General features: G+C 36.4%; 21 protein-coding genes. 8 read left to right on the top strand and 13 right to left on the bottom strand.

What is annotated here, in order from left to right; genetic code table 11:
* Window positions 1-210 precede the first annotated feature (210 nt).
* Together FA707_RS02115 and FA707_RS02110 are read right to left on the bottom strand one after the other, a co-directional pair.
* The gene (locus FA707_RS02115; protein ID WP_425471313.1) at window positions 211-1,911 is read right to left on the bottom strand and encodes an ABC transporter ATP-binding protein; all 1,701 of its coding nucleotides are present in this window, start codon (window positions 1,909-1,911) and stop codon (window positions 211-213) included.
* A 91-nt stretch (window positions 1,912-2,002) separates the two neighbouring features.
* Window positions 2,003-3,760: an ABC transporter ATP-binding protein gene (locus FA707_RS02110; protein WP_136952674.1), complete on the bottom strand. Its 1,758-nt coding sequence runs from the start codon at window positions 3,758-3,760 to the stop codon at window positions 2,003-2,005.
* A 142-nt stretch (window positions 3,761-3,902) separates the two neighbouring features.
* Here FA707_RS02110 and FA707_RS02105 point away from each other — a divergent pair, with 142 nt between their 5' ends.
* From FA707_RS02105 to FA707_RS02095, 3 genes are all read left to right on the top strand, one after another.
* Window positions 3,903-4,574 carry a response regulator transcription factor gene (locus FA707_RS02105; RefSeq protein WP_136952673.1) on the top strand — a complete coding sequence of 224 codons (672 nt, stop codon included), beginning with the start codon at window positions 3,903-3,905 and terminating at the stop codon, window positions 4,572-4,574.
* Entirely contained in the window at window positions 4,574-5,641 is a 1,068-nt protein-coding gene (locus tag FA707_RS02100; RefSeq protein ID WP_136952672.1) for a HAMP domain-containing sensor histidine kinase, read from the top strand. The genes FA707_RS02105 and FA707_RS02100 overlap by 1 nt, the downstream gene beginning before the upstream one ends.
* A 96-nt stretch (window positions 5,642-5,737) precedes the next feature.
* Window positions 5,738-6,457 carry a hypothetical protein gene (locus tag FA707_RS02095; protein WP_136952671.1) on the top strand — a complete coding sequence of 240 codons (720 nt, stop codon included), beginning with the start codon at window positions 5,738-5,740 and terminating at the stop codon, window positions 6,455-6,457.
* Between the two features lie 41 nt (window positions 6,458-6,498).
* Here FA707_RS02095 and FA707_RS02090 read toward each other — a convergent pair whose 3' ends face one another.
* From FA707_RS02090 to FA707_RS02050, 9 genes are all read right to left on the bottom strand, one after another.
* The gene (locus FA707_RS02090) at window positions 6,499-6,816 is read right to left on the bottom strand and encodes a hypothetical protein (RefSeq protein WP_136952670.1); all 318 of its coding nucleotides are present in this window, start codon (window positions 6,814-6,816) and stop codon (window positions 6,499-6,501) included.
* Window positions 6,817-6,872: 56 nt separating this feature from the next.
* Window positions 6,873-7,562, bottom strand: a complete 690-nt coding sequence (locus tag FA707_RS02085) for an ABC transporter ATP-binding protein (RefSeq protein WP_136952669.1) — start codon at window positions 7,560-7,562, stop codon at window positions 6,873-6,875.
* Window positions 7,562-8,683, bottom strand: a complete 1,122-nt coding sequence (locus FA707_RS02080; protein ID WP_168177329.1) for an ABC transporter permease — start codon at window positions 8,681-8,683, stop codon at window positions 7,562-7,564. The genes FA707_RS02085 and FA707_RS02080 overlap by 1 nt, the downstream gene beginning before the upstream one ends.
* 177 nt (window positions 8,684-8,860) lie before the next feature.
* Window positions 8,861-9,421: a TetR/AcrR family transcriptional regulator gene (locus tag FA707_RS02075; RefSeq protein WP_136952667.1), complete on the bottom strand. Its 561-nt coding sequence runs from the start codon at window positions 9,419-9,421 to the stop codon at window positions 8,861-8,863.
* Window positions 9,422-9,490: 69 nt separating this feature from the next.
* Complete coding sequence (locus tag FA707_RS02070) at window positions 9,491-10,354, bottom strand: MurR/RpiR family transcriptional regulator (protein ID WP_136952666.1); 864 nt, start codon at window positions 10,352-10,354, stop codon at window positions 9,491-9,493.
* 129 nt (window positions 10,355-10,483) lie between these two features.
* A complete protein-coding gene (murQ, locus tag FA707_RS02065; RefSeq protein WP_136952665.1) occupies window positions 10,484-11,374 on the bottom strand; it encodes an N-acetylmuramic acid 6-phosphate etherase in 891 nt (296 codons plus the stop codon).
* Window positions 11,375-11,563: 189 nt separating this feature from the next.
* Entirely contained in the window at window positions 11,564-12,913 is a 1,350-nt protein-coding gene (locus FA707_RS02060) for an FAD-dependent oxidoreductase (protein WP_136952664.1), read from the bottom strand.
* A 258-nt stretch (window positions 12,914-13,171) separates the two neighbouring features.
* On the bottom strand, window positions 13,172-14,188 hold the full coding sequence (locus FA707_RS02055; RefSeq protein WP_136952663.1) for a pirin family protein: 1,017 nt from the start codon (window positions 14,186-14,188) through the stop codon (window positions 13,172-13,174).
* Window positions 14,189-14,319: 131 nt separating this feature from the next.
* Window positions 14,320-15,636, bottom strand: coding sequence for an amino acid permease (locus FA707_RS02050; RefSeq protein WP_136952662.1), 1,317 nt, complete (start codon window positions 15,634-15,636; stop codon window positions 14,320-14,322).
* A gap of 299 nt (window positions 15,637-15,935) precedes the next feature.
* Here FA707_RS02050 and FA707_RS02045 point away from each other — a divergent pair, with 299 nt between their 5' ends.
* Genes FA707_RS02045 through FA707_RS02035 form a run of 3 tightly spaced genes read left to right on the top strand, consistent with a single transcriptional unit; the run spans window position 15,936 to window position 18,644 of the window.
* Window positions 15,936-16,547 (top strand): MptD family putative ECF transporter S component, encoded by a 612-nt coding sequence (locus FA707_RS02045; RefSeq protein WP_136952661.1) that lies wholly within the window; start codon window positions 15,936-15,938, stop codon window positions 16,545-16,547.
* Window positions 16,528-17,223: an energy-coupling factor transporter transmembrane component T family protein gene (locus FA707_RS02040; RefSeq protein WP_136952660.1), complete on the top strand. Its 696-nt coding sequence runs from the start codon at window positions 16,528-16,530 to the stop codon at window positions 17,221-17,223. Before FA707_RS02045 ends, FA707_RS02040 begins: the two co-directional genes overlap by 20 nt.
* A complete protein-coding gene (locus FA707_RS02035) occupies window positions 17,220-18,644 on the top strand; it encodes an ABC transporter ATP-binding protein (protein ID WP_136952659.1) in 1,425 nt (474 codons plus the stop codon). Before FA707_RS02040 ends, FA707_RS02035 begins: the two co-directional genes overlap by 4 nt.
* Here FA707_RS02035 and FA707_RS02030 read toward each other — a convergent pair.
* Window positions 18,641-19,609, bottom strand: a complete 969-nt coding sequence (locus FA707_RS02030) for a TDT family transporter (protein WP_136952658.1) — start codon at window positions 19,607-19,609, stop codon at window positions 18,641-18,643. The genes FA707_RS02035 and FA707_RS02030 overlap by 4 nt on opposite strands.
* A gap of 113 nt (window positions 19,610-19,722) precedes the next feature.
* Between FA707_RS02030 and FA707_RS02025 the strand changes: the two genes are divergently transcribed.
* Both FA707_RS02025 and FA707_RS02020 read left to right on the top strand, forming a co-directional pair.
* Entirely contained in the window at window positions 19,723-20,535 is an 813-nt protein-coding gene (locus tag FA707_RS02025; RefSeq protein WP_136952657.1) for a LysR family transcriptional regulator, read from the top strand.
* 120 nt (window positions 20,536-20,655) lie between these two features.
* On the top strand, window positions 20,656-21,498 hold the full coding sequence (locus FA707_RS02020) for a YitT family protein (protein ID WP_136952656.1): 843 nt from the start codon (window positions 20,656-20,658) through the stop codon (window positions 21,496-21,498).
* 53 nt (window positions 21,499-21,551) lie between these two features.
* Here the strand turns inward: FA707_RS02020 and FA707_RS02015 are convergent, their stop codons facing one another.
* Window positions 21,552-22,871, bottom strand: coding sequence for a 6-phospho-beta-glucosidase (locus FA707_RS02015; protein WP_136952655.1), 1,320 nt, complete (start codon window positions 22,869-22,871; stop codon window positions 21,552-21,554).
* Window positions 22,872-22,952 lie beyond the last annotated feature (81 nt).

Below are 22,952 nucleotides of genomic sequence, written 5' to 3'. Positions count from 1 at the left end.
GTCCCATTTACACGCAAAAAAAGTGAGACCTAAAACAAGCTTCTGCTTGTTTTAGGTCTCACCATTTAATATGCTACCAGAAAGTTTTGTTTAAAAACTTACTTACTGTTGATAACATCGCACGAATATGCTGGTTACTCCCCTAAAGGACGTGTTCATTTAAGATATTACTAGTGTAACTTATTCCCTAATAATATGCAAGAATAAAACTTACGCCATTTCTGTTTCGGTAAATTGGCTGTTATACAACTCTTCATAGAAGCCTTTTTGTTCAATCAATTCATCATGATTACCTTGTTCGATGATTTGACCATCTTTCATGACTAAAATCAAATCGGCATCTTTAATCGTTGATAAACGATGGGCAATAACAAACGATGTACGGCCTTCCATTAATTTATCCATGGCTTGTTGAATTAAGATTTCTGTACGTGTATCAACGGAACTTGTTGCTTCATCCAAAATCAACATTGGTGAATCTTTCAACATCGCACGCGCTATCGTTACTAATTGTTTTTGACCCGCTGATAATGACGTATTGTCATCTAAGACTGTGTCATAACCTTTCGATAACGTTTTGATGAAGTGCTCTACACCGACCGCTTTACATACTTCACGCATGCGTTCTTCCGTCGCGCCTTCTTCTGAGTAAATCAAATTCTCACGAATCGTTCCTTCAAACATCCATGTATCTTGTAGTACCATACAAAATGCATCATGAATGGCTTTACGTGATAATGTTGATAATGGATAACCGTCAATGGTGATTTCACCCTCATTGACTTCATAGAATTTCATCAATAAATTAACCAGTGTTGATTTACCAGCTCCTGTTGGCCCTACTATCGCAATTTTTTGACCCGATTTAACATTAGCTGAGAAATCTTTGATAATCATTTTATCTTCGTCATAACCAAATGAAACATGTTCAAACGTCACATCACCTTTGACGTTATCAATGTGTTGCATCAAGTCAGACTCATCTGTCATCTCCGCTTCTTCTAATAAGCCGAAGACACGGTAACTAGCAGCACCCGTTGATTGTAAACTTGTCATTGATTGTGCGATATTTGATAAAGGTTGAGTAAACAAGCGAATATATAACATAAACGCTACAATAACCCCAATAGTAATTTTACCATCGATTACTAAGCTAGCCCCTGTTACACAGACTGCTACATAGCCAATATTTCCAATGAAATTCATTAATGGCATCATTAAACCTGATAAGAACTGTGCCATTTGAGCAGAGTTACGTAACTTGTCATTAACTTGAGTGAAGTTTTGGATAAATTCTGGTTGAGCATTGTAGGCTTTGATATTAGTATGACCGTTGTAGCTTTCTTCAATTTGACCATTTAATTCACCTAGTAAATTTTGTTGTTTGGCAAAATAACCTTGTGATTTAGAAATAATGGTAATCATGAAGACGAAGCCTAGTAATGAAGAAAGAATCCCTACTGTTGCCATTCTCCAATCGGTATAATACATCATCACTATCGCACCTAAAAACTGAGCGATAGCTGCCACTAATGAACCAATCCCTTGGTTCAATGTTTGGGAAATAGTATCCACATCATTTGTTACACGGGATAAAGTATCTCCATAACTTGTTTGATCTAAATATTTTAATGGCAAACGATTGATTTTAGTCGCAATATCACCACGCATTTTTTTAGAAACACGTTGCGTAATAGTCGTCATAATGAAACCTTGTAGATAAGATAGGACCACACTTGCTACGTAAATCATTAAAAGTGTCATGGCAATTTTTTTAATACCTGGCATATCAACCTCGGTCATCATGCCTTCAGTAATAATGTCTGTCAATTCACTTAATTTATTAGGACCAATTAATGTTAAGATTGCCCCGCCAATTGCCGCAATTAACGCGACCGAAATAGCTGGCATATACTGTTTACAATAATTTATTAATTTTCCCCACGTATCGGAGAAACTAGCGTCTATTTTTTCAGCGGGTCTTCCGCCACCATGCATGGGTCTAGCCATTAGTCAATTCCTCCTTCGATAATTGTGAGTAAGCAATTTCTTGGTACACTGAACAGTTTTCCATTAATTCATCATGAGTACCCATTCCAACAATTTTGCCCTCATCTAATACGATAATTTTGTTGGCATTACGGATGGTTCCAATACGTTGTGCCACGATAAATGTTGTTGCCCCACGACGTTGTGAATCAAGTTCCGCACGTAATTCTTTATCTGTTTTGTAATCTAAGGCTGAGAATGAATCATCAAAAATAAAGATTTCCGGGTTTTTATGAATCGCTCTAGCAATCGCTAAACGTTGTTTTTGACCACCTGAAAGGTTTGAACCCCCTTGTTCCACTTTGGCTTCGATGCCGCCTTCCATGTTTTCAACGAACTCTAATCCTTTCGCTGTGCGTAAAGCTTCCTCAACACTATGTGGTTCAGTTGACTTACTATCACCAAACGCGACATTAGATTCAATGGTACCTGAGAAAATCGTTGCTTTTTGAGAAACATATCCAATTTTATTGTATAAATCTTCTAATTTATATTCTTTAATGTTTTTACCATTAATTAAAATTCCACCTGCTGTTACATCATAGAAACGAGCTAATAAATTAATTAAGGTACTCTTACCTGAACCAGTTGAACCAATAAAGGCAACTGTTTCACCTGGTGAAGCAGTAAATGAGATGTTTTCTAACACTTTTTCTTCCGCATCTGGGTATTGGAAATCAACGTTTCTAAATTCCACTTCGCCCATTTCCCATGGTTGTTGTGTTAAGGTACCATCTATAATTTTAGTCTCTGTATCTAGTACTTCATTGATACGGTTAGCCGATACCATGGCACGTGGTAACATGATGAAAATCATCACTAACATCATAAATGACATCACGACTTGCATTGCATAAGATGAATATACAATCATATCTGAGAACAACTGCATTCTTTCTGGCATTGCTTTAGCAGCATCAATTAAGTACGCCCCAATCCAGTAAATCGATAATGATAAACCACTCATGATTAAGCTCATCCCTGGCATCATTAAGGCCATCATACGACCAACGAACAGGTTCGTTTTCGTTACGTCTTCATTAGCTACTTCAAATTTATCTTCTTGATATTTTTCCGCGTTATACGCACGGACAACTCGGACACCCGTTAGCCCTTCACGCATGACACGGTTTAAGTTATCTGTTAATGTTTGAATAATTTTGAATTTTGGTAAAGCAAAGACGACAATGCTACCCACTAACATTAATAACACCACTACGGCTACCGCTGTCGCAATTGACCACTCACTGTTTTTACCAGCGATTTTGCTAATTGCCCAAACCGCCATAATTGGCGCTTTGATCATCACTTGCATCCCCATTGCGATAATCATTTGCACTTGGCTGGTATCATTGGTCGTACGTGTGATTAAACTTGCAATTGAAAAATGTTGCATCTCTTCCATTGAAAAAGCATTAACTTTTTCGAAGACTTCTTGACGTAAACGATGCGCTAAGTTAGTAGCTAACTTAGAAGCAAAGTAACCAACGATAATAGCTGCCACTAAACTTGCAAGGGCACATAGCACCATATACATTCCTGGTTCTTTTAAATCTGATAATTTACTTCCTGGTGTTTGCATCACCATCGTAATTTCTGACATGTAGTCAGGTAGCTTCAAATCTAACCATACTTGTGCGACAATAAAGGCTGTCGAAATCAAGGCGATTAAATATTCAGCCGGTTTAAATTTTCTTAATACTTTAAACATGCGAGGCCTCCTCTTCTTTTTCATAGCTTTTGCATATCCTATACTATACGCCTATAATATTAACTGAATATAAACTTTATTAACAATATTGCGATTTGTTATCTTAATTTTATTAAAATATACATAAAAGGAGCGCACCATTATGAATTCAATCTTAATTGTGGAAGATGACACCCAACTTAATAAGCTCTTTAGCACAGTTCTAACACGTCATCAATATAACGTCTATTCAGCATTTAACGGTGAGGAAGCGTTATCTATTCTTGAAAACCAGCACATTGATCTCATCATATCAGATATCATGATGCCAAAAATTGATGGTTATGAGTTAGTTGAAAGCTTACGTGATGCAAAATATGAAACGCCGGTACTGATGATTACTGCTAAAGATTCCTATCAAATGTTAGAAAAAGGATTTGACATCGGCGCTGACGACTATATGGTCAAACCAATCAACGTCAACGAACTCGTCTTACGCGTACGCGCACTACTTAAACGCGCTAAAATTGCAGTAGAGAAAAAAATAGAGTTAGAACACACTGTTCTAGAATATGATTCTTTAACCGTTCATTTTAATGGAGAAGCCATTATTTTACCCCAAAAAGAATTTCAAATACTATATAAATTAATTTCTTATCCAAATAAAATTTTCACTCGTCAACAGTTGATGGATGAATTTTGGGGACTAGAAAGTCACAGCGATGAGCGTACGATTGATGTTCATGTTAATCGAATTCGTGAGCGTCTAAAAGATGTTACAGATTTTGACATTCTAACGGTTCGCGGACTTGGTTATAAGGCGGTGAAGCACTAATGAAAAAAAATACACGATCATTTCTTTGGTTACACTATACGCTCATCACTTTTCTACTATTAATTATGACCTCTGTTATTGTGGGCGCGATTGCTATTTTCTTATATCAGATTGAGGTTTTCAACCCTGATAAACAGCATCCTTACTTACCCATCGCGTTAATCTTAACGATCAGTGTGCTAATAGGGACTGTCTTATCTGCGGGTAGTGCCCGTAAAATTCTAAAACCGCTAACAGATTTTAATGCGGCTTTAGCTAAGGTCACTCAAGGTGATTTCGATGTAGCATTAAACGAGCACCAACATACAAAGGAAATTCGTGAACTGTACACGAATTTCAACAAAATGACCAAAGAATTAAGTAGCATCGAAACATTGCGCGATGACTTTATCGTCAATGTCTCACATGAGTTCAAGACACCCTTAACAGCGATCGAAGGCTATGCAACACTTTTGCAAGATGAACATATTGAAGATTATGAACGCCAAGATTATACACAAATGATTATTCAAAGCGTCCATCAATTATCCACACTTACCGGCAACATTTTACAATTATCAAAAATTGAAAACAACACGATGCCACTGGACAAAGAATTTTTCCGTTTGGATGAACAACTGCGACAAGTCATTGTTTTTCTTGAACCAGAATGGTCCGCAAAACAAATTGATTTGCAACTTGAATTGGACCGCCTCGATTACTACGGAAATAAATCTCTTCTTTTTCAAGTTTGGAATAACCTAATTAGTAACGCCATTAAATTTTCTGAAGAAAATGACTCGATTTACGTGCAATTAACCACCGAAAACGAGCAAATAAAAGTCGTGATTCGGGACACTGGCATTGGCATGAGTGATAGTGTCAGACAAAAAGCCTTTGATAAATTTTATCAAGGTGATAGGACTCGTCACACTTTCGGAAATGGTCTAGGTCTAGCGTTAGTAAAACGCATAATTGATATGTCATATGGAACGATTTCTTTAGAATCAGCCGAACACGTCGGAACAACCTTTACCATTCTTCTTCCGTTCGAACAAGCTGTTATAAAATCACAACCTAACCTTTAGGAAACTGATTTATTGACACCATTGACAAATTTGGTATTCTAAAATAGAAGTTATTTAAATAACGGGACACTAACAGTTAGAAAGTGAGAACAAATAATGAAAAAGAAATGGATAGGGTACCTAAGCTTAGCAACAATTACCGTTTTATTAACCGGTTGTGCTACCGCTGTTGAAACAACTACTGAATCAAGTGTTACAGCAACAGACACCAGTACATCTGAAGTAAAAGTTGCCGCAACTTACCAACAATTAAATAAAACTGATAATATCCAACACGTAATTCAATCAGTTGAAGAATATGCAACCACACACGCTAATTATGGGAATATCTCTTATGATCCAGAAAAATTAAGTGACGCCTTAGATGTAAATTTTAAAGATAATCCGGAATTACCCGCAGAATTACCACGTGTGGTGACATTAGTCATTAGTAAACATGGCTGCACTAACTGTCATCGATTAGAACCGACTGTTGCTGCTGAATTATTAGAAGCGACTGATGGCCGAATCAATCGTAGTTTTGGTGAAGATTTCCATCAAACAATGTGGTTTGAAGTTCAGGATGATGGACAATTACCCGATTGGTTGACTGTTTTTATTATCAACAGCGGCTATAAATTAGATAAAATTGCCGTACCAAGTATGATGCATATGATTTATTTAAAAGATCAAGAAACTGGTGATTATCGTTGGTTACGTTTTGACCAAGCAGATACGACGCTAACCGATGAAAATTTAGTGGACCGCGCTAACTTAGTTTACGATACCTATTTTGAAGCCTTACCTGGCTTATATGAAGAAGCCTTTAATAACTAAAAGAATAGAAAAAACCGTTGGACATTTATAGTCCCAACGGTTTATTTTTTTACGTCTTCAAATTTTTTCAACAAGTCAGCTAAAGCTTGATCGATTTCCTCACTGGTTTCACCATTTCGTGTTAAAACAATCGGTGGTGTCACTTCCATATCAATGAGCTTAGTCGCAATATATTCACTCCCGTGATTTTCTAACGTAATTTGTGGATGGACATTATTAGACCCACAAGCGCATGGCACTAGGAATGCTAGCTCGTAGCTTGCTTCATCACTCTTACGAAAACGATAATAGCCATCCCCTAGGTATTCACTTGTTTCAGAAAAATGCTCTTTTAACCAATTAATTTGAGTTTGTTTCAAAAAAATCGCCCCCTTTTACTATGTATATTATAGCAAAAAGAGGCGATTTAAACAGCTTAGTGTGAAGGTTTTGTTGATAACTGACCGTCGTTCATGTAATAAACACGGTCACAAAACGCTAGCATACGCTCATCATGGGTTACCATAATCGCGGCTTTATTACGATTTTTCGTTTCTTTTCTTAATAACTCAACAACTTCATAAGCTTTTTTAGAATCTAAGCTTGCCGTTGGTTCGTCGGCTAAAATTAATTCTGGGTCATTCATTAACGCTCGCCCAATGGCAACACGTTGTTTTTGACCACCTGATAATTCATGTGGTAATTTATGTAATTGCTTTTCTAAACCTAGCTCACTTAATAATTCTTTGGCTAAGTCTTCCGTTTCTTTGGCTTTTTTGCCTTTCATACGGCTAACCACTAATAATTGGTCTAAGACTGTTAAGTAAGGTACTAAGTTTGAAGATTGTAAGATGAAACCAATTTTATCTAAACGTAAAGTTGATAATTGTTTAGCATTTAAGCTGGTTAAACTTTGACCATCGATTTTAACATCACCCGTTGTTGGTTGTAATAACGCACCTGCAATTGACAAGAAGGTACTTTTACCTGAACCTGAAGGACCAACTAATGCGACTAACTCACCTGGCTCCACTTCGATTGACACGTTATCTAACGCGATAACTTGTTCTTGATTATCTTCTTGATAAATTTTACTTACATTGATTAATTCTAATGATTTTGACATTATTCCACTCTCCCCAATGCGATTAAAGGATCGACTTTGACAATTTGTCTAACAGAAAATAGCGTACTAATTAAGCTGATAGCAAACAATAGTAAACCATATAATAAGACCATTTTGTTATCTAAAGCAAATGGCATACCGGCTGGTAAAATCACTGCGATACCATAAGTTGCTAAAGCACCTAAGATAATACCAATTAAGGTAATGATGGTTACTTGCCCTACCACAATTTTTGAAATGAAGCCATTGCTTGCGCCGATAGCTTTCATGACACCAAATTGTGGGATTTTTTGCATTGTTAACACATAGAAGAATACCCCGATAATCACTGCAGAAATAGCAACTAAGAAAGCTAACATTAACATGATGGTCCCGTTTTCTTCTTTATAACCAGGCATTGAGGCTACAGCTTGTTTTCTTGTAGCGACTTGCACACCTTTTACTTCTTTTTCTAAATTTTCAGGTTTAAAGTCGTCATTTGTTTGTAAGACAACCGTATTAACTGGATTTTTTTGACCATCATCAGAACCTGGCGCTGCATAACGCATTTCTTGCCATGTTGCTAACGGTAACCAAACAGTTGGTAAATGGTTGAACGTATTTTTTTCTACAAAGCCGACAATGGTGAAAATCTCGTCAGAACCTGAAATTTTGATTTCATCGCCTAATTTGTAGCCTTCGTTTTTAATGGCATCCGCAACAATCACGTCGTTATGGTTTGCTTTATTAAGTGCTACCCCTTCAGTGACCTTAGGTTCGATAAATGAGTTGTTAGTAATCCCTACAACCGTTATATCGACTTTTTTGTCGCTACCGTTTGTTTCATTAGTAGCTGAAGACATGTGTGAACCCATTAACGTTGCATCTTCAATACCCTTAACTGCTTTAATCTCTGTTAAGTCTTCACCAGAAAATGTTGATTTGGTGAATTTGTTATCTGAATCTTTAGCAAATACTAAATGATCCCCGTTTATATTTTGAATTGCTGCCGCGTTTAAAGCATTTAATCCATTACCAAGCCCTGTTAATAAGAACACTAACCACGTGATCAACAAGACGATTAAGGTAATCATGGTATATTTGCCTTTGTTGCGTTTAATTTCGTTCCATGCTAAATACATTGTTTTCCTCCTCATAAAAATAAAAGTTACTATAACGTAACTTTTATTATAAAGAAGCAAGATAACATTGTCTATTATTTTGTTTTTTCTGTTATATACTTTTTCGCCAACAGTTTTTCAGCCAAGTCATCTTATAAAAACAAAAAGTACAGCCCATTTAGACTGTACTTCTTAATATTATTCATCTTCGTGTTTTGCTAGACCATGTAATAGTAGTTTTTTTACAATATCAATTTCTTCAATGTTTTGACGGTCTTCAATCATATGGATAGCGTTCATTAAAAACTTAACAATCCATTCATTAGGTAGCTCATTATTAAAGACATTTTGTGCTTTAGCTTGATCAATTAATTGATCTAAATAGTCTTTAAACATCTCATGTGCCTGTTTTAATGCTAACATCCTATCAGGGAATTTTTGACGCGTTTCATAGTCAATTCGGTATAAGCTTTCTAACAATCGGTGAATATCCGCAAATTCTAAAAACTTATTGAGTAATACTGTCAAAATATCTGTAGGCTTCGAAGCAATTAGAGCAGGCATATCCTCCAGAAATGACGTCATTTCAGCTGACATCATCGCCAAAATCAACTCATCTTTAGTAGGATAATGTTTATATAGAGCTGGACGCGTTACTCCCAACTCTTGTGATAGTTTAGCGAAGGTTAAGTAATCATACCCTCCAATTAAAAGCAAATTTCTCGTTGCTTGATGAATATCTTCCTTGGTCATTTTCATACTTAACCCTCCTCTCAGTTAAATCTTAACGCAAAAAGTGGTCGTTTGGCAACAACCACTCCTTTATTCTTATTTAATTAAATCTTCAAATAATTGAATCATCTCACGTGAATTGACAATTTTCTCTTCAAATTCCTGATAATACTTCGTCACATAATTATAGAACAAAATATCAATAACCATAAATTGATTCAATAATGAACTTGTTGCGGCACTTCTGAAGTTTCCTTCGTTAGCATTATAGGTGTGTAACGACCAATCAACTAGCTGATTTAGTGGGCTTTTACCAAATTGTGTGACACCTACTGTTTGACAGCCTATTTGTTTAGCGATTTTGACAATGTGTAGAATCTCTGATGTTTCACCAGAATTAGAAACGACCATTAATAAGCCGTTTTTACCTAACGAAGACATTGTCGTTAATAGTAAGTGATGATCTTGAAAGGCCATTGCTGTCTTGCCGACACGATTAAATTTTTGAGCAATATTTTCTGCTACAATACCAGATGCCCCAATCCCATACACAAATAACATATCCGTTTGATAAAGCGCATCAACTGTCGCATTCACAGACTCATCCATTAATTGGACCGTTTCGGTCAAAGTATGAATGGCATTGTTCAATAATTTATTTTTAATGGTATCAGGTGATTCGTTGGGTGTAATATCTGAATAGGATGAAACGCTTGGTGCATCTAGCTCAGCCGATAATTTTACTTTTAATTCAGTAAAACTACTAATCCCAATCGAACGGCAAAAGCGAATAACAGATGCTGGTGATGTATCAGACGCTTTGGCTAGCTGACTAGCAGTCATCGTAATCGCTGCTTGTGGCTCATTCAAAATATAATCAGCAATTTTACGTTCTGCTTTTGATAAGGTTGATTGGACACTTAGTACACGATTATGGATATGTTTACCATCTAAACTCACAAAATCCCTCCTTGTTCTATTTATATTCTAAAAAACGGTATAATGTTTTAGTCCTAAACATTATACCGTACTTCTCTTAAAATTCGAAAAAAATTAATACAAAAAAACTTTTTTTAACAACAAAAATAATTAGTTGATCGCTTTTCTAACAAAACCTTGACCCGCGATTAATTTTTCAGCCGCCACTTCTTTCGTACTATCCGTTAAAATCATCACAATAGCTAATTTCACCTCTTGATTAGCTTCAAGATACTTTTGACTCGCTACTTCATAAGAACATTCCGTTGCTTCCATAATAATTCGTTTAGCACGTTCAACTAATTTCTCGTTGGTAGGTTGGACATCCACCATCAGATTTTTATAGACTTTTCCAATTCCTATCATAGAAGCAGTTGATAACATATTTAATACTAATTTTTGAGCTGTACCAGATTTTAAACGAGTGGAACCTGTTAAGATTTCAGCGCCGACTTCAACTTCAATTGGGAACTCCGCATATTGGCTGATTTTGGCATTTTTATTACATGCTACAGTCGCTCGAGTCGCGCCGACTTCTTTGGCATATTCCAAACCACCGATGACATAGGGAGTACGGCCACTTGCTGCAATACCAATTACGATATCCGTTTCATTCAATCCTATCGCTGCTAAATCAGTTTGTGCTAAAGATTCAGAATCTTCAGCTCCTTCAACCGCAACCATCATAGCATCTAAGCCACCTGCAATTAAACCTTGGACTTGTTCCGGCTTCGTTCCAAAGGTCGGCACACATTCTACAGCATCCAAAATACCTAGTCGACCACTCGTGCCTGCACCAATATAAATTAGACGCCCACCTTGTTTAAAAGACTCAATAATTTTGTGTACGACTTGTTCAATTTGAGCTAAGCTTTCTTTAATCGCTAATGGTACTTTAGCATCCTCTTCATTCATAATCATTAAAATCTCTTGTGTCGACATTTCATCTAAATGAGTGGTTCGTGAATTTCTTTTTTCAGTTGTTAAATTATCTAAATTCATCCTAGTCTCCTTAATAAAAACGTTCTTTTCATTTATTATAAGACAAAAGGAATAATATTTCAATATAAATAGATTGTTTTGAAAATAATATTTCATAAAATAACCACCTACTTAAAAAAATAATTAATGACATAAAAAGTGCCTGTTCATCGTTTAGAACAGGCACTTTAATATTGGTTAACGACTAAATTATGCTTCTGACAGTTGCTTTAATGCTGCTTGTGCCAACAAATTTAAGTAATTCCACGGACGATCAAAATGTGGTTGGAAGAAGAAATCTTGTAACGCCAAATCTTCTACCGTCATTTTATTTTGAACAACAACTGATAAGGTATTGGCTGATTGCGTAATATCATATTTAGACATTAATTGCCCACCCAAAATCACATACGTGTCTTTGTCATACACTAATTGCATGTAAACTTTTTCGGTGGTTGGCATGAATTCCGGACGATAGTTATCTTCAAACCAAACCGCTTCTGCATTTATCCCTGCTTGTAACGCATTACCTAAAGTCATTCCGGTTGAACCGATTGTCCAACCAAATAAGTACAAGCCCGACGTTCCTTGCGTACCACGATAGGCTAAATGATCACCACTAATATTAGCGCCAACAATCATTCCTTGTCGAACAGCATTAGTTGCCAGCGGAATATAATTTGACTTATTCGTTGGATTGTAATTCACAACAGCACTATCTCCAGCTGCAAAAATATCTGGCTGGCTCGTTTTCATAAATTCATCAACGATAATCGCACCGTTTGGTAACATCTCCACTTTATCTTTTAATAATTCTGTTTGTGGGCGGAAACCTACACATAAAATCGCCAAATCCGCCTCATAAGCACCCTCATTGGTTTTTACGGCTGTTAATTGCCCTTTCTCGCCTGCTACAAATTCTGAAACTGTTTCATTCAACGCGACCTTTACACCTTTTTCACGTAAGAACTCTTCCAAAATATTTGTATGACCCGCATCTAAATATTTGTTTAAAATACGATCTAAACCATCAACTAACGTCACTTCTTTATCCGATTCTACAAAAGCCTCCACAAGCTCAATCCCAATATAACCCCCACCAACAACGACGACTTTTTGTGCGTTATCAGCTTTGGCGATGATTTCTTTAGCCTGATTGTAGTTTTTACATAGTAAGACATTGTCCAATTCACGTCCTGGAATTGGCGGTGTGATTGGCCATGAGCCTGTTGTCATGACTAATTTATCATATGCTGTTTCCGATACCTCTCCAGTAGTTAAATCTTTTGATGTGACAACTTTTTGCTCCACATCAATTGCTGTTACTTCATGCTCCATGTGAAGTTTGGCACCTAAAGAAGCTAATTCTTCTGGACTTGAATAAAATAAATCTTGAGCGTTCTTCACAACACCCCCAACATATAATGCGATACCGCATGATAAAAACGAAACATTGTCATTACGTTCGAAAACGGTAACATCTGCTTCTGGATTATTTGCTAAAATATTTTTGACTGCTGCTGTTCCAGCATGGGTACAGCCGACTACTACTACTTTCATTTTGTTTACCTCCTTATATTTATTAGTTGAATTCCCTCAAATATTTTTTGAATTCCCCCAACGAGCTTGACTATAACAAAATAAAAAAAACGATTCATCGATGATGCTTGCTCATTCAGCAGAAAAAATAGACTATAATTGACGATTTTCTTCACAAGCGTAGAAGTTTAATTTAACTCTTCCTATATAAAAGCAAATAAAAAAAGTTTGTGTAATAAAAATCACAAACTTTTTTTATTTTTATTAAATTACTACCCTTTATTGTGTAGGAGGTGTCCTTCTTTCTTGTCCATGGTTATTAACTGAAAATCTTCCTTCATCGGCGGGAATAATCGGCGCACCACTTTCCCACAGCCAACCACCAAATTCTGTACGCTCAAAATCATTATACGCTTCAACGACTTCTTCACGTGTTGTCATAACAAATGGACCATAAGCAAATACTTCTTCGTCAATCGTTTTGCCAGTAAACACCATGAAGTCAAGCGCCTCTGTTACTGTAAAATCGACATCACTATCCGATGTATAAACCAATAAAGATGGGGCAGTAATTTTATTACCATCAACGCTTACTTCACCTGAACGGATGAATAATTGAACCGGTACTTCTTCTGGAAATTGTGGAATAGTTAAGGTTTTGCCCTGTTCCAATTGTCCTTCCCAAATATTAACGTAATGATTTTCATCATGTCCGTATGACACCTCGCTTGGTTTGGGTGCACTCGCATCCAAATATGATCCAGCTAATACTTTTAAATAATTCTCACTTGGCTTTTCTTTATCCAATACTACAGTTGGCAACTCTTCTCGCCAGTGCATCTCGTAAGAACCTTCAACCATTTTCATTTTCGCCGGTAAATTAAGCCAAATTTGGACAATTTCAAACGGATTCGGTTGATCTGTATTTACTAACGGAAACATCTCAGCATGTTGCATGCCTTTACCTGCAACCATCCACTGAACATCCCCATTACCATAACGACCATAATTCCCATGTGAATCAAAATGATCTATATAACCTGTTTTCGCATAAGTAATCGTTTGAAAACCTCGGTGTGGATGAGCTGGAAATCCTGGTACATATTCACCATGATACATTTTCCAACCTCTTGTTGAACTAAAATCATTGCCTTTTTCCCAATCAATAGGGAACTCAATAGGTGCCATTTCACCATTACCTGCTGGATAGGCATCTAAATGATGCGCCGCTAAAATATACGGATTTTGAACAGGGATTCTTGCACCTTCAACTGGATAAACTTTACCTTTAATCATCTTATTTTCCTACTTTCTTTTTAAGAGGTAACTAACTTAAAGTAAGTATAAGTGATTCATGCTTTTTAAACAACTTTAAAGCTCATTAAAAAATAACAAAAAAGACCGCATAAAAAAATGCGATCTTCTTCTTATTTTCGATTCAATTGATAACGAACTAAAATAAGAATATATAAAGCTGTAGTGAAAATCGTAATAGCGATTGGATTAGTCAAAATAACTGAAATTAATAAACCAAACAATACTAAAATGACAATCCCCGACATCCATTGTTTAGCGGTTGCTTTTAATTCGCTAAATAATTTAAAACTTGCTGCAGTAATAATTAACCAAACAATGATCATTGAATATGAAATCGAACTTACTAAATAATTGAATAAGTTATCGCCAACAATCATTGATAAGATAACACCAGCATATAAGATACTAGAACAAAATAACACTGCACGCTGTGGCACATTTTGTTTGTTTAATTGTGCTAGTTTTCCACCAAATCCTGTTTGATCTTTCAATCGGAAATATAACGTTCGTGACGTGGCATAGACACCTGAATTGATTGATGAAAACAATGCCAAAATAATAACAAAGTTAACAAAATCACCTGCAAACGGTACACGCATTTTTTCAAAGACTAAGACAAACGGGCTTTCTGGACTTGTGGCCAATGTTTCCCATGGGTAAATAACTAATAAGAATAATAACGGTAAAATATAAAATGAAACGATACGTCCCATTACCCCACGAATAGCTTGTGGAATAGCTTTTTTAGGATTTTCGGTTTCACTGACTGTAATAGCTAACATCTCTGAACCGGCATATGAATAAATCACGACCAGCATTGAGCTTAAGATTCCTTTGAAGCCAGTTGGCATAAAGCCACCATTATTCGTCAAATTACTAAAGGCTGATTGAACGCCAACATCGAATACTTGACCCACCACTAAGATAATAGCTAGAGCAATTAAGACAATAATAACCGAAATTTTAGCGACTGCTAACCAGTACTCTGTCTCTGCAAATACTCTAACTGAATACAAATTAATCATGGTCGTCAATAAAGCAATGATTAAGACAAATACCCAGGTTGGAATGCTTGGAAACCATAATTGCAAGAAACTTGAAGCAGCGACTGCTTCAGCGATAATATTTACCATCCAAACAATCCAATACGTCCAGTCGATGAAGTCGCCTGTTCGCTCACCTAAATATGGTTTCAGGATACCCGATAAGCCACCTTCACCGTTTTTATTGTGCACAACCATTTGGCCTAAGCCATACATCACAACAAATAATAATAAGCCACCTAATAAATAACTAATTAATACTGCAGGACCAGCAATTCCAATTGCTTCACCACTCCCTTTAAATAAACCAGCACCAATTGCCCCTCCTAATGCGAGCATCGTTATATGTTTAGTAGACATTTTCTTTTCTAATTTTTTATCCATTGATTTCCCCCTTAAACGATATGTTATTCTATCAAAATTAAACGTTAATGGCAATTTTGTGCAAATCAAACCTTTTTGCACATTACTTTTTAATAAAGCACCGTGATATCAAGGTTTTCTAATAACTATAAACGACATATTTGAAAAAAAAGTTGATTTATCCATCTGAGTTCACTAAAAAAACTTTTTTTGTTCATATTTTTTTCGTATTTCAATCGTTTTTACTGCCTATCTTTTTATGATTTATGTTAAACTACAGATTGTGCACTATTTATTTTGTTAAAGGAGAACACTTATTTATGAAACACTTTAAAGTTCAAGATTTAATCTCAGTTGGTATTTATGCCGCTATTTATTATTTATTAATGGCTCTAGCCGTTTTTGCTTTACACATGGGATTTGGTATTTTTAGTTACATCTTCATCCCTAGTGGCACAGCACTTGTAGCAGGAATTGTTTATTTGTTAATGACTCACCGTATTCCTAAATTTGGTGCCATTACGATTTTAGGGTTAGTCAATGCCGCTTTCTTCATGTTTTCTGGTTATTTTGCCTTGTCATTTATTCCAAGTATTGTTTGTGGTTTCTTAGCTGATATCATTCAACACAAAACAACTTTACCTGAAAAAGCACGTACTCTTTTAGGCTATACTATTTTCAACTTCAGCTTAACGGGCCCTATTTTGCCAATGTGGTTCATGCAGGATGCTTACAAAGAAGCCTTAGCAAACAAAGGAAAAGATGCGAGTTACATTGTTGAAATTTTGAAACCTGTTAACACGACAACGTTTATCTTAATTATTTTATCTATTATTGTATGTAGCGTGATTGGTTTATGGTTTGCTAACAAAATTTACCAAAAACATTTTGCCAAAACAAAAGGACAAAAAAATGAGAACATTATCCGTTAAATTTGATCCCCGCAGTAAGCTAGTGACTGTTTTATTTGCTAGCTTACTTTTGATGTTTCGCTTTGACTTAACAATCGAACTAGCCTTTATGACCCTACTCTTTCTATTATTCTGTTTAGAAGGTAGCTGGAAACGAGGGCTTTTTTACTACCTGAGTTGTTTATTTATCCTATGGTTTAGTGACTGGTTGTTGAACTATATTAACCAACCCTTTATCACCTTTATTTCGTTTGGATTTATCGTCTTAAGACGTTTCTTCCCGACGATTATGGCCGCTGGGTTTGCCGCTAACAAGACCAAAACCAGTCAGTGGATTGCCACTTTAAAAAAATGGCACTTCCCTTTTTCAATTATTGTCCCGCTAGCGGTATTATTCCGATTTTTTCCAACCTTTATGCAAGATTTCAAACATCTACACAACGCGATGAAATTTAGAGGGATTGTTCATTCTTATTGGGACTTGATTCGCCATCCGTTTCGTACAATTGAACATTTAGTCGTCCCGTTACTAATGTCGACTGAGAATATTTCACTCGATTTATCGGCTGCTTCTTTAACGCGAGGTCTAGGAAATCCAGCGCCGCAATCAAGTATTTATCCCATTAAATTCGCCTGGTATGACTACCTGCTGTGCCTAGTCATTATTTTATTAGGGATTGGAGGATTTACTTTATGATTAACGCTCACAATCTCTCCGTTACAATGAATAACACAAAGATATTAGATGACCTGAATTTGGCTATTACACCGGGCGAATGTGTCATCATAACCGGTCCGAGTGGTAGTGGTAAATCTACGCTAATCAACCTATTGGCCGGCTTAATTCCAGAATTATATGACGGGCAACTAACAGGTAAACTAACAGTTGGCAAACAAACTGTTCCACCAACTGATTTTTATGCTTATGTCGAACAGCTTGGGGTTGTTTTTCAAAATCCAAAAACACAATTTTTTACGAGCGATGTATATTCAGAACTGGCTTTTCCAATGGAGAATTATGGAATGGAACGAGTGGACATGTTACAACGTCTAGCTGATAAAACAGCTGAATTAGGATTAGAGCCGTTTATTGACCGTCAGATGTTAAACTTATCCGGTGGGGAAAAGCAATTAATTGCCTTTACTTCTAGTAGTATGATGCCACATTCACTGTTTTTACTAGATGAGCCCTCAAGTAATCTTGATAGCCAAACGCAACAAAAACTACTAGTAGCGCTTCAACAAATGAAAGCTGCTGGTGTCACCATCATCATTGCGGAACATCGCTTGGATTATTTGCTCCCCTTAGCGGATCGTTTTATTTTGATGGAACATGGAAAAATAACAAAAGAATTCTCAGCTCAAAACTTTCAACAATTAAGCAATCATGAGCTACATATGCTTGGCTTACGTGCCATTCATCCCTTTACTTCAAACAATACAGATGATATAGCTCTAACAAATGAGACTAAAAAAGCCCAAGTTATCCAGTTAGAAAGCATTAGCTATCGTTATCACGCTAAGAGCGAACGATCACTTTCTATTCCCTTCTTAGAATTTAGTAACCAAGAAATCATCGGGATTGTTGGGCATAACGGGGCTGGAAAATCTACATTTTCAAAGTTATTAACAGGTCTATTAAAACCTAAGTCTGGGAAAATTTCCCTAAATGGTAAAAAATTGTCAAAAAAAGCCTTAATTAATCAAAGTTTCTTAGTTATGCAAGATGTCAATTTACAATTATTCTTTGAAACTGTGGAAAAAGAACTTACGCTGACACCAGTTGACGGGAATTTATTTGACCAAGTTGTGGAAAAATTAAATTTGGTTCACTTGTTAACACGTCACCCTCAAACCTTGTCAGGTGGGGAAAAACAGCGTGTCGCAATTGCTAGCGCACTTCTTTCTGGTAAACAACTGATTATTTTTGACGAACCAACGAGTGGACTTGATTATCGTCACATGAAAGAATTTAGTGAAACACTGACCTGGCTCCGTGACCGTGGTGTCTTCGTCCTAGTGATCAGTCACGACCAAGAATTTATGTCCCTAGCTTGTGATCGTTTGTTACATTTTGAAAATGGTCAACTTATTCAAACCAAAAACGAAGGTGCCTAATGATAGGACACCTTCGTTTTTTTATTTATTCGTAACTGTTTTTTTAGATAATTAACATAACAAGCTGCCACAAAAATAACTGCCACGATTGCTAGACTTTGTTCAAGCAAACTACACACTCTCATCAACGAATAATAACGACTACCTTGTAGAAAACAGTCTGTATATTTGGTTAAAGCTATCGCCGAAATGACTAAAGGAAATGTATACGCCGCGTAACTTGGATAAAAAGTCGGTTGAAATTTTAGACGTAGCAAGCATAATGCGACAACATATAAACCTTGAGAAATAACTAATAGCGCTAACGCTAACTTCGTATATTGAGCGCCATAAACCGTCAGTAAGCCTACTAAACATAACGAACCTGGTGCCGCTAAAATCGTAACTAGTGGCCATTGCTCTGGTTCAAATGTTTTTATTTTAAAAATTCTTACTATCATCACTGGTAACAATAGGACATAACCCATTAAAGCGCTGATTAAACTTATTTTGGCAACTAGTGGATAAAAAACCATGCCTGTACTGGCTGCTACTCCGATTCCCACAAAAACAATAAACCAACTTGGCATAATCGCATTTATCTTAACTTGTTTCTTAATAACTTGTTGATAAAAAAAAGCCAGCAACCACACATAGTGCCCTACTATAAGTATTAGCCATAAATTTTTCATTAGTGGCTGAGTAGTTACTAACAAGACTTTTCCCCAGAGTGAAACTAGAATCATCGATGCCATAATAATCGTGGGGAAAACTGACGCAATCACTGGATTTTTTAAACTTGCTCTCACATCAGGTAATAGCCAAAATATTTTTAACCATAGTAATGCACAACCTAACGTTGCAAAGACAAGTAATAATTCTGCTAATATTTTCAATGGCCCAGACATTAACAACGAACTTAAAGAGGCCATTCCCAACATCAAGCCGCCCATTGGTATCGGAATAATTTTTAATAACTCTTTCATGCCGCTCACTTCCTTTTCTGTATACTTGAAGTATAAAAGTAGGAGAGTTATTATTAAAGAAAATAATTACGATAATCATTATTACATTTATTAATAATAGGAGGCGTCTACCCATGTTTGCATTAATTGATACGTTCCTAGCTGTATACGAAACAAGAAGTTTTACGAAAGCTGCTGAACAACTATTCATTTCTCAACCGGCTGTCTCGGTCCATATCAAAAAATTAGAACAGCACTTCGATGTCACCCTCTTCACGCGAGGAGGTAATCATCAATTAATACCAACTGAACAAGCCGATTATTTATACCCAAAACTCCAAGTCTTAAAACAGACCTGGCACCAACTCGAACTAGAAGCAAAGGACATGCCTTTAACTAAGCAAGACATTACCATAGCCCTTTCAAATACCCATGCCCTGAAAGTTTTTCCAAAACTATTAACTCGTTTGCTCGAGAAATTTCCACAAGTTAATTTCCATTTAGTTGAAACAAACTCACAATCCGCTCAAAAAATGATTAAACACTATCAAGCGGATATTGGCTTTATTGAAGATGACTTGCTTGATTCAGCGATTAAGCGCGAATTTTTTTATGAAGATCAATTAGTCCATTGTGGTCAAGTGCACTCACCTTATTGGCTACTGCGTGAACCTAGTTCAGGCACTTACCGTTATCAAAATGATTACTTAAAAAAAAATAACTTACAACCCGAATTTATCCACGTCAATAGTAACGAGATGATGCTCGCCTTACTAAAAGAAGGGATTGGACAAACGGTTCTTTCAAAACTTTTTATCCCAACTGATAGTACAATCCCTATCAATCATGTTGTAGCACAACGACCGCTTTATCTCATCACACGCCAAAATGAAACGGAATCATTGGTTCATCAAATTAAGAACGCTGTTTTAGCTCATGAAAAATAAAATCACTCATCCATTTATTAAATTTTCTTAGCAATTAATAAAAATAAATAACAAGTACTCTTAAGTTAATGTATAATTTACCTTTAAGTGTCAAAAAATAAACATATAAAGGATGAGTAGATGGTAAAACAAATTAAAAGAGTAGGTTTGATTTTAATCAGTGCGCTAATTTTAGCAGCCAGTGTTAACTTATTTATGAGCCCGCATCATGTAGCAGCAGGTGGCGCAAGTGGTTTGGGGGTTATCATAGAATATGCGTTAAATATTGACCGCTCCATTACAGTATTAATTTTCAACATTGTGGTATTAGTACTTGCAGCACTCTTTTTAGGAAAAGAATACTTTTTTAATACCTTAATTGGAGCGATTGCTTTCCCAGTATTCTTAGGAATGTTGCCGGAATATATGGTCGTTAGTGATCGATTTTTATCAATTATTATTGGAAGTATCGGTTGGGCTATTGGTGTATCCATTTTGTATAACATTCAAGCCTCAATTGGCGGAACAACCATTCCACCACTAATTCTTGAAAAATTCTTCCATATTAGCCCATCAATTGGCCTATTAGTATCAGATGCCATTGTCGTTTGTCTAAGCTTATATATTTTCGGGATTGAATCGTTCTTCTTCGCCCTTATTTCGATTGCGATTACGTCAGTTGTGATGACCTATTTAGAAACCGGGATTAACCGCAAAAAAGCGATTATTATCGTTACTAGCATGGATCCAACTGAATTCCGTGAAAAAATGGACGCCATCACTGTTCAGACATTAGTGATGTTTACCGTCCAATCCGGTGAAGAAAACAAACGCGACACGATGAAATTAATTGTTACATCAGACAAAGAGTATCCTGTCTTGAAACAAGCGATTAGTCAAATCGATCCACAAGCCTTCGTGATGGCTTACAATGTTTCAGAAGTCAGTGATTTAGGTTTAACCTATCACCCAAGCGATATTTAATTCACAGTAAAATGCAAAGTAGCGCGGCTAAACGAGCCGCGCTACTTTTTATTTTATTTGAAAAAAGCTGGTAAATATTGTTTGTGTGCTTCTAACATTTCATCCATGACTTGTTTTGCCACATCACCACTTGTAATTAAAGGATTCATCGTGAACGCTTGTAGTAGCGTACCACGGTCACCCGTTACCGCTGCTTCAAGTGTTAACTCTTCCATTGACTTCATCACTTGAAGTAAGCCGCGTTGTTTTGGACTGAAGTGCCCAAAGTTAAATGGCACAGGACCATTTCCGGTCATCATACACGTTACTTCTACGGCTGACTCATCTGGTAAGTCTTTAATTGTGCCGTTATTACGTGTGCTAACGGTCATCACTTTACGTGTGTCATTGTAAATAGAATTGATTACTTCGCACGCAGCTTCTGAATAGCGTGCACCTCCACGTTCAGCTAATTGTTGTGGTTTGTAATCTAAATTAGGATCTTTGTAAAGTTCAAACAATTCATGCTCAATTTGTTTCACTTTTTCGGCACGGGTACCATTTGCTTTGAAGTCTTCTAATTCTTCGGCTAACATTTTATCGGTGTAGTAGTAGTAGTTATGATATGGACATGGGATCATTTCTAAGTTTTCCACTTGTTCATAAATCAAGCTGTTATCTTTAATATTGGCAACAATTGATTGGTTTTCATCGTTACCGTACATTTTTTTAATTAACTCTTGGGTACGGTCCACGCCGTTTTTATCCACCGCCGTATGCCAGTGTAAATGATTAATCCCTGCGAATTGGAAGAAAACATCGCCTAGTTGTTCGCCCAATAATTCCGTCTCTTGGTAAACGGCATTAACTGGAATATTACATAAGCCAATCACTTTATCCCAGTTACCGTAACGTAACACTGCTTCAGTCACCATACCTGCTGGATTTGTGAAGTTAACTAACCACGCATCCGGGCATAATTCTTTCATATCTTCCACAATTTCTAAAATAACCGGAACCGTTCTTAACGCTTTAAAAATTCCGCCTGCTCCATTGGTTTCTTGACCGATTAGACCATGACTTAATGGAATACGTTCATCCAAAATACGTGCATCAAGTAACCCAACACGCATTTGAGTGGTAACAAAGTCCGCGTCCTTTAAGGCTTCACGACGGTCTAATGTTAAATGTACCTCAATTGGTAAGCCAGCCGCTTTAACCATACGTTTGGCCATCTCACCAACGATTTCTAATTTTTCTTTTCCGGCTTCAACATCGACTAACCATAATTCACTTAACGGTAATTGTTCATAACGATTAATAAACCCTTCCACTAATTCCGGTGTATAACTTGATCCTCCACCAATTGTGACAATTTTTAATTTTTTTGCCATGTGCTTACCTCCTAGTTGTTCTGCTATCTCTACTATATGAAGTTATGTACCAAAAGTAAACCGTTTGCAACCTTTTACTAA

It is taken from the genome of Vagococcus zengguangii, assembly GCF_005145005.1.
In the GTDB taxonomy this organism is placed as follows: domain Bacteria; phylum Bacillota; class Bacilli; order Lactobacillales; family Vagococcaceae; genus Vagococcus_A; species Vagococcus_A zengguangii.
Note: the sequence above shows the minus strand (reverse complement) of the source record. Positions and strands in the feature narration are given on the sequence as shown.